Annotated in this window: 7 protein-coding genes and 1 pseudogene; 1 reads left to right on the top strand and 7 read right to left on the bottom strand. The window is 63.8% G+C overall.

Annotation, left to right across the window (positions count from 1 at the left end; all coding sequences use genetic code 11):
• Positions 1-63 precede the first annotated feature (63 nt).
• The 4 genes and pseudogenes from EN745_RS25385 to EN745_RS37200 all read right to left on the bottom strand — a co-directional run bounded on the left by EN745_RS25385 (position 64) and on the right by EN745_RS37200 (position 1,975).
• Positions 64-711, bottom strand: a complete 648-nt coding sequence (locus tag EN745_RS25385) for an outer membrane protein (protein ID WP_127422532.1) — start codon at positions 709-711, stop codon at positions 64-66.
• Positions 712-802: 91 nt separating this feature from the next.
• Complete coding sequence (locus EN745_RS25390) at positions 803-1,015, bottom strand: hypothetical protein (RefSeq protein ID WP_126054334.1); 213 nt, start codon at positions 1,013-1,015, stop codon at positions 803-805.
• Positions 1,016-1,068: 53 nt separating this feature from the next.
• Positions 1,069-1,752: pseudogene (locus EN745_RS25395) on the bottom strand (alpha/beta hydrolase); the annotation flags it as partial.
• The gene (locus EN745_RS37200; protein ID WP_245487829.1) at positions 1,739-1,975 is read right to left on the bottom strand and encodes a hypothetical protein; all 237 of its coding nucleotides are present in this window, start codon (positions 1,973-1,975) and stop codon (positions 1,739-1,741) included. The gene EN745_RS37200 and the pseudogene EN745_RS25395, both read right to left, overlap by 14 nt.
• On the opposite strand from EN745_RS37200, the gene ade reads away from it, so the two are divergent.
• Complete coding sequence (ade, locus tag EN745_RS25400; protein ID WP_127422533.1) at positions 1,962-3,779, top strand: adenine deaminase; 1,818 nt, start codon at positions 1,962-1,964, stop codon at positions 3,777-3,779. The genes EN745_RS37200 and ade overlap by 14 nt on opposite strands.
• 18 nt (positions 3,780-3,797) lie before the next feature.
• On the opposite strand, the gene EN745_RS25405 is transcribed toward ade, so the two are convergent.
• The 3 genes from EN745_RS25405 to EN745_RS25415 form a co-directional block, all read right to left on the bottom strand.
• A complete protein-coding gene (locus EN745_RS25405) occupies positions 3,798-4,955 on the bottom strand; it encodes an alpha/beta hydrolase (RefSeq protein ID WP_189363157.1) in 1,158 nt (385 codons plus the stop codon).
• Positions 4,956-5,087: 132 nt separating this feature from the next.
• Complete coding sequence (locus tag EN745_RS25410; protein WP_126054337.1) at positions 5,088-6,161, bottom strand: alpha/beta hydrolase; 1,074 nt, start codon at positions 6,159-6,161, stop codon at positions 5,088-5,090.
• 104 nt (positions 6,162-6,265) lie between these two features.
• Positions 6,266-7,329: M24 family metallopeptidase (locus EN745_RS25415; protein ID WP_127422534.1), on the bottom strand; the 1,064-nt coding region annotated here is incomplete at its 5' end.

Consider the following 7,329-nt stretch of genomic DNA (forward strand, 5'->3'; position numbering starts at 1 on the left):
CATTCCCCCCGCCCCCTGCGGGCGCCGGCCACCCCATTTCCGGGCGCAACAAGCCGGCCGCGATCAGAATTTGTAGCTCAAATTCACTCCCAGGGTGTGGAGCTTGACGTCCTGATCGCGGTCGTCCGGAATGTCGAAATGTTCCGAACGGAAATCGTAGTACCGGTATTGGGCGCCAACGACGAATTTGTCCGTGAGGGCAAAGTCGACGCCGGCACCGAGCGTCCAGCCGACATCTGTCCGCGTGTCTGCAACGCCATTGCGTGACGCTTCGATGCCGGCAAAGGCGATGCCGCCGATGCCGTAGACCAACACGCGGTCCATGGCGTAGCCGGCCTTGGCGTCGACGGAGCCGAACCATTTTATCTCGGCGCCGGCAGAATCTCCCAGACCGAGGTCCGCCGCGCCGTCGACCGAGGAATAGTTGAGGTCGGCCTGGGCGCCGAGAACCGCCTGGTCGAACTGCCAGAGGCCGGCGACGTGGCCGCCGATGAACCCGCCATTGAGATCCGGCGAGGCGGAAAACGGCGCGCCACCGGTCGAACTCATGTCGGAGTTTCCCCAGCCGTAGCCGCCCTGCAGGCCGGCATAGTAGCCAGTCCAGTCGAACCCCGGGGCGGTCATTGGCAGATCGGCGCCCAAGTCCGCCGCCTGGGCCGACCCGGACAGCAGCGCAAGTAAACCGGCACTGGCGAGCGTCAATCTACGCATCGAGTTCTCCGAAATGACGGTTTCGAAAGACTCCCCGGTACAACCTAGCCTTATTCGCCGCAAAACGGAATTGGCTTCATTCAACAACGGTTTACGCCGGCGGGTCGCGCACCCGATCCTCCAGGTCGCGCTGCTTTTCGAGAGGCGACGCCAGACGGTTGAAGGCGAACTTGGCCAGCACGGAGCCGGCGATGAAAATCAGGATAGGCGCGGCCCATGTCCAGAACGAATGCGAGGTAAAGAATGCCAGTCCGGCAAGGCCGGCCGTCACTGCGAAGATTGCGAACCTGATCGTCCCTGCCATTTTCCGCCAATCCGAATGATCGTCAGCGACCGACGAACATTCCGGCTCGCTGGCTATTTGGCGTCGATGAAATCCAGCGCCGCCTTGCTGTATTCGTCCGGCGCCTGGAGCATGGCGAAATGGCTGGCGTCGGGCAGGATGATTAGCTTCGCACCAGGAATGACCGAGGCCATGTATTCGGTGTGCTCGCGTTTGATCGCCTCGTCATGGTCGCCGGCGACGATCGCGGTCGGCGTGGTAATCTTGCCGAGTTGTTCCTTGGTCCAGGCCGGCTCGCTCTCCCACATATGGCTGATCTGCGCCACGAAGGCGTCATACTGGTCCGGTGTCTTCGACATCTTCTTGTAGTCGCGCCCAGAGCGCTCGATGTAGGCCGCAAAGGTCTTGTTGGTCATCACGCCCGGATCGACGCCATCGGTGGTGACATTCGCCGCCTGCGCAAAGAGCCTTGTCAGCCGTTCCGGATGATGCAGCGCGATGTCGATACCGATAATGCCGCCATCGCTCCAGCCGACAAGCGCGGTCTTGTCGATCTTCAAGTAGTCGAGCAGCGCCAGATAGTCCGACGCCATCAGGTCGTAGCCATAGGGCTGCTCCGTGCGGGTGGAGCGGCCATGGCCGCAGCTGTCAGCGACAATGACCTTGTGCGTTTTGGCAAGCGTCGCCACCTGGCTCGCCCAGATGTCGGCGTGGCCGAGGCCACCATGGATGAGCAGCACCGGGTCACCCGCACCGAAAATACCCAGTTGATGCGAGGAGCAGAATGGCGGCGGCAAATGCTTTCCAGAAACGGGTCATCATTCCCCTCTTAGGTTGAGGCCGGATGAGCAGCATCGCCTTTTGCGTGAAATAGTCAACAATTGCGGTCTGCTGCAGCACCCCATGCAGACGGCTCTGGTTCCTTGCTCCGACTTTTGCCAGACTGGCGGCAGCAGAGGACTTGCCGATGACAAATGCCAAAACCGCCAACGCCGCAAAGCCCAAACCCTGGGCGGAAGTGGCGACGCATCTCGTCGATGTCGCGATGGGGCGCAAACCCGCCGATCTCGTCATCCGCAACGGCCGTTGGGTGAATGTTCATTCAGGCGAGATCGTCGCTGGCACCGACATCGCCATCGCCGGCGGGCGCTTCGCCTATTGCGGGCCGAATGCCGGCCACGCCATCGGGCAAGGCACCAAGGTGGTTGATGCCGGTGGGCGCTATCTGGTGCCCGGCCTTTGCGACGCGCACATGCATGTCGAGAGCGGCATGGTGACGGTGACCGAGTTCTGCCGTGCCGTGATTCCGCACGGCACCACCTCGATGTTCATCGACCCGCACGAGATTGCAAATGTGCTAGGCCTTGCCGGCGTGCGGCTGATGCACGACGAGGCCGTCGCCATGCCGATCAACGTGCATGTACAGATGCCGTCGTGCGTGCCTTCGGCGCCTGGGCTGGAACATGCCGGCGCCGAGCTGACGGTCGCCGATGTCGCCGAGGCGATGAGCTGGGATAACATCATCGGGCTCGGCGAAGTGATGAATTTCCCGGGCGTCGCCGCCAACGACCCTGTCATGTCGGGCGAGATCGCCGCCACCGTGAAGGCCGGCAAGACGGTCGGCGGGCACTATGCCTCGCGTGACCTCGGCCTGCCGTTCCACGGCTATGTCGCCGGCGGTCCGGAGGACGATCATGAAGGCACACGAGCCGAAGATGCGATCGCGCGGGTGCGCCAGGGTATGAAGGCGATGTTGAGACTGGGCTCGGCCTGGTATGACGTCGCTTCGCAGATCAAGGCGGTGACGGAGAGCGGGCTCGACCCGCGCAACTTCATGCTGTGCACCGACGACAGCCATTCCGGCACGCTGGTCCATGAAGGCCATATGGACCGGGTGGTCCGCCACGCCATCGGCCAGGGTTTGAAGCCGGTGACGGCGATCCAGATGGCGACGCTCAATACCGCGCAGCATTTCAGACTGGAGCGCGAGATCGGCTCGATCGCGCCGGGGCGGCTTGCCGACCTGCTGATTGTCTCCGATCTGGCGGCAATGACCATCGACGAGGTCTATGCTCGCGGCGTCAGGCTGGCCAAGGGCGGCAAGCTCGACATCGACATCCCGGCCTACGACTATCCGAAGACAGCGAAGAACACGGTCAAGCTCGGCAGGAAGCTCAAGGCCGGCGATTTCGACGTGGCGGCGCCGAAGGGCGCCAACGAGGTGCGCGTGCGCGTCATCGGCGTGATCGAGAACCAGGCGCCGACGCGCGCGCTGGAGGCCGACCTGCCGGTCGAGGACGGGCTGGTCGGCATGGACCGTCGCAACGATGTGTGCCAGATCGCGCTGGTTGAGCGCCACCGCGGCACCGGCGGTGTCACCAATGCCTTCGTCTCCGGTTTCGGCTACATGGAGGACTGCGCGATGGCGTCGAGCGTGGCGCATGACGCCCACCACATCATCGCCGTCGGCACCAGCAAGCGGGATATGGCGCTGGCCGTCAACCGGCTGGGTCAGGTCGGCGGCGGCGTCGTGCTGTTCTCAAAGGGCAAGGAACTGGCGCTGGTTGAGATGCCGATCGCCGGGCTGATGTCGGACGAGCGTGCCGAGATAGTCGCGGCCAAGGCCGAGCAGTTAACGGAGGCGATGCGCAAGATGGGCTGTTCGCTGAACAATGCCTACATGCAGCACTCGCTGCTGGCGCTGGTGGTCATCCCCGAACTAAGGATTTCCGATGTCGGCCTGATCGACGTGACGACGTTCCAGAAAGTCGACCTGTTTCTCTGATCGACCGACGCGCTTTGCCTATCCGCCAGTGGCGATGGTCAGCACCTTGAACGGCGTGGTGATGACCACTTCGGCGACCGATCCCACGGCCTTTCCAATGCCTTGGCCGATATTGTCAAACTCGGCCGAGTTGGGTTCGTTCGATCGCAGGGCAGCTGGTGTACGCAGTCGGTCGCCGAGCAGTTGCACCAGCATCGGATTGTCCGCGAACTTGGCATGGTTCAAACGGTCGCCGCCCTTGGTGTTGGTCAGATCCGCCACGACCACGCCATAGCTGGCAAGGTCGGCGGCATTGCCGTAGTCGCCGACGCGCGGCTTGTCGCCGGAAATCAGGGAAGACAGCTTCAGCGCGCGGTCGTCTCCCGAAAGCAGGATGGCGAAGGGCTTGTCGGGCTTGCCGTAGCGGATCATCTGCTTCTTGAAGACGTCGACGTCGATGTCCGGCGAGGCCAGGATGACATAGCCGATCTTGCCGCCGAGATCGCGGTCGCCGGTGATGGCGAGCTGGCGCAGCGCCTCCATCGTCAGCCACGTTCCCATCGAATGGGCGATGATATCGATGCTCTTGACGTGGGTCTTGGCCAGCGTCCGCAGCGTCGCCTCGAGGTCGTCGCGCGCGGCTGTGGAGCTGTCCTTGTCGTAGATATAGCCGGTCGTCTTGCCGCTCGACGCCCAGGAAAACAGCACCGGCGTGCCTGGATATTTCGTGTCGTGCGCGATCTGGGTCAGCCGGAAGACGCCATCGTCGAAGCCGTTGTTGAAGCCGTGCACGAAGACCAAAGCGCGGTCGCCGCTTATGGCGATGTTGGCGCCGACGGCCTTGGCGAATTGCTGCTGGTCCCCATAGTGAACGACCTCGGTGGCGGTGAACTGCTTGGCCGGGTTGCTGTCGGCCGAACCCTTGGCGCGTTCGATGGCGCCGACCTGGTGCACCTTGGGGACGGTGACGTCGACGCGGGCGTAGCTGGTGGTCAGCGAGCGGTCTCCGTCGAACACCTGCCTTGGGTCTTTCGTCGCCTGCTGGCGGGTGGTGGCGACGAAGATCTCGTGCGTCGCGGCAATGTCGGAACCCGGCACCGTAACCGTCGTCTTGTTGAGCAGGTCATGCGTATTCGGGCCGGCGCAGCCCGCAACGAGCAGTGCCAAGGCAGCGACGAGAATAGTGTTCGAACGCACGATCACGCGGCTCTCGCGAAGCACGACGTCGATCCCGCGACGTCAATTGATATTTCGATAAGGCCGCAGCACGGCCGGGTCCAGTTCAAAATTGACGGATGGTGGGCAATCCTGATCGGATACGGCCTACCCTTACTGTCCGAGTTGGCTGATGCGGTCGGTTACAGCCTGATCACTGGCGAAGCCGTCATCCTCGCGCAGCCGCTGGCCAATCATCTTAACCAGCACCGGATTATCGGCGAACTTGGTGTGGTTGAAGCTGTCCGATCCCTTGGCACTGGAGAGGTCGACGACCGTCACGCCATAGGTGGCGAGGTCGGCCGCGTCCTTGTAGTCGCCGACGCGCGGGCGCGAGCCGGCGATCAGGCCGGAAAGCCGCAGCGCGCGGTCGTCGTCGGACAGGAGCAGGATGAAGGGCTTGTCCGGCTTGCCGTAGCGGCGCATCTGACTCTTGAAGACATCCACGTCGATGTCGGGAGAGGCCAGCACCACGTCGCCCAGCTTGCCGCCGAGGTCGCGGTCGCCGGTGATGGCGAGCTGGCGCAGCGTTTCCATGGTCACCCAGGTTCCCATCGAATGAGCGACGATGTCGATGCGCCGCGCGCCGGTCTGGGCGAGCATGCGCAGCGTCACCTCAAGCTGGTCGCGTGCGGCGCTGGCGCTTTCCTTATCGTAGACATAGTCGGTGGTCTTGGCGCCCGAGGCCCAGGAGAACAGCACCGGCGTGCCCGGGTAGCCGGAATCGTGGACGATCTGCGTCAGGCGATAGACCGCGTCGTCGAAGCCGGTGTTGTAGCCGTGGACGAAGACCATGACACGGCCGCCGCGCGCTGCAATGTCGGCGTTGAGCGCGCTGGAGAATTTGGGCTGCGTGTCGTAGCCGACCAGCTCGGAGGCCATGAAATATTTGGTGGGATCGTCCGACTTGCCGCGCGAGCGTCGCTCGATCTGGCCCGTCTCGTGGACCGGCGGAACCGTGACGTTGACGCGGGCGTAGTTCAGCGTCGCCGAGCGCTCGCCGTCGAAGACCTTGTTCGGGTCGTCGGAACGCTTGCGCGTCGTGGCGATGAAGATCGAGTGGTTGCCGGCGATTTCTGTCACCGGCGTAGCCATAACGGCACTGCCGAGGATTTCCTCGGCTTTACGGCCGCCGCAGCCGGCCACCAGCAATGCAAGCGCAAGAATGCAAATCGTCTTCAAAGTCACGCCAAAATATCCAATCGGGCCCCCAAAGAGGCCGTCCACCCACCGCGATATCTCCCCGACAGCCGAAGTGCGGCGGAAGTAAGTCGTGTCCAGCCGAAAAGTGATCAGCGCCCGGCGACGGCCATTGCACTGTTGCGCGAAAGCCAGAACGGCGGCAGGAAGGCGGGAATGTTGGAGAAGGGCAGCACTTCCGGCTTCAGCCGGATGCCGAGCACATCGCCCATGAAGGCGCGGCGCGCCTCGATACGACTCCAGGCTTCCGAATAGCGCGCGGCGATCTCCTCGCGCAACGGTTCGTCGGCGAGCGCGATGCCGTCCTCGATGTTGGTGGTGAAATAATCGGTGCCGGTTGCGGGGATGATGTCGACCTGCAGCGCCATCCCCGATTTCAGTTGGATGCCGGAGCCTGAAAACACCGGCGAATGCATCCACTCGTCGATGTGGATGAGATGGCCGGGATTGAGACCAACGCCGAAGAACGGGTCGCCGATGCGCTCGTGCACCGCTTTCCACAGCGCGCCGCCGGTGACACCGATGCCGATGGTCTCGTACCAGTCGACGGCGGCGGAAAAATAGGGCGCCACAAGCTTTTCGATGTAATCGCTTATGCCCCGCGGCAGCTCGGCGGCGCTCTCGACCAGGAAGCCGGCGCGGGCGTTGAGCGAACCCTGGATGCCGTAGGCCATGGTGATCGGATCGCCGCGCTTGATGATGTCGAGGCGGGGGCTCGGCAGCCCATAGGGGGCGCGCCTGCCGGCGGACAGCATCGGGTGGCAGCATTGCGGCAGGCCGTTGATGCCCATCAGCCGCGCCGCCTGCAGCTCGGTCATGTCGGGTTCGATGCCCTGGAGCACGTTGCGCAGGCCTTGCGAGGAGAAGGTCGCGGCGAATTCGAAGGCCGCAAGCTGATCGGCCTCGTTGATCGCGCGCAGGCCGTCGGCCGGGTTCATCAAGAGATCGGCCGCATTCCGGACCGCGCCGTTGTTGCCGGCGAGCGCGCGCAGCGTGTCGGCGATGAAGGAGGGTAGGTCGAGCGTCGCCTCGCCAAAGCCGGCATCGCCAGCGCCGAACGACTTCCAGCCTATGGCGCCGATCCGGTGGCCGGACCTCAGCCCGCAAGCGGCCAGGATGTCCGGCAGCGCGTCGGAACGGTCGCGCGGCTGCGCCG

The organism is Mesorhizobium sp. M4A.F.Ca.ET.022.05.2.1 (assembly GCF_003998845.1).
Lineage (GTDB): Bacteria > Pseudomonadota > Alphaproteobacteria > Rhizobiales > Rhizobiaceae > Mesorhizobium.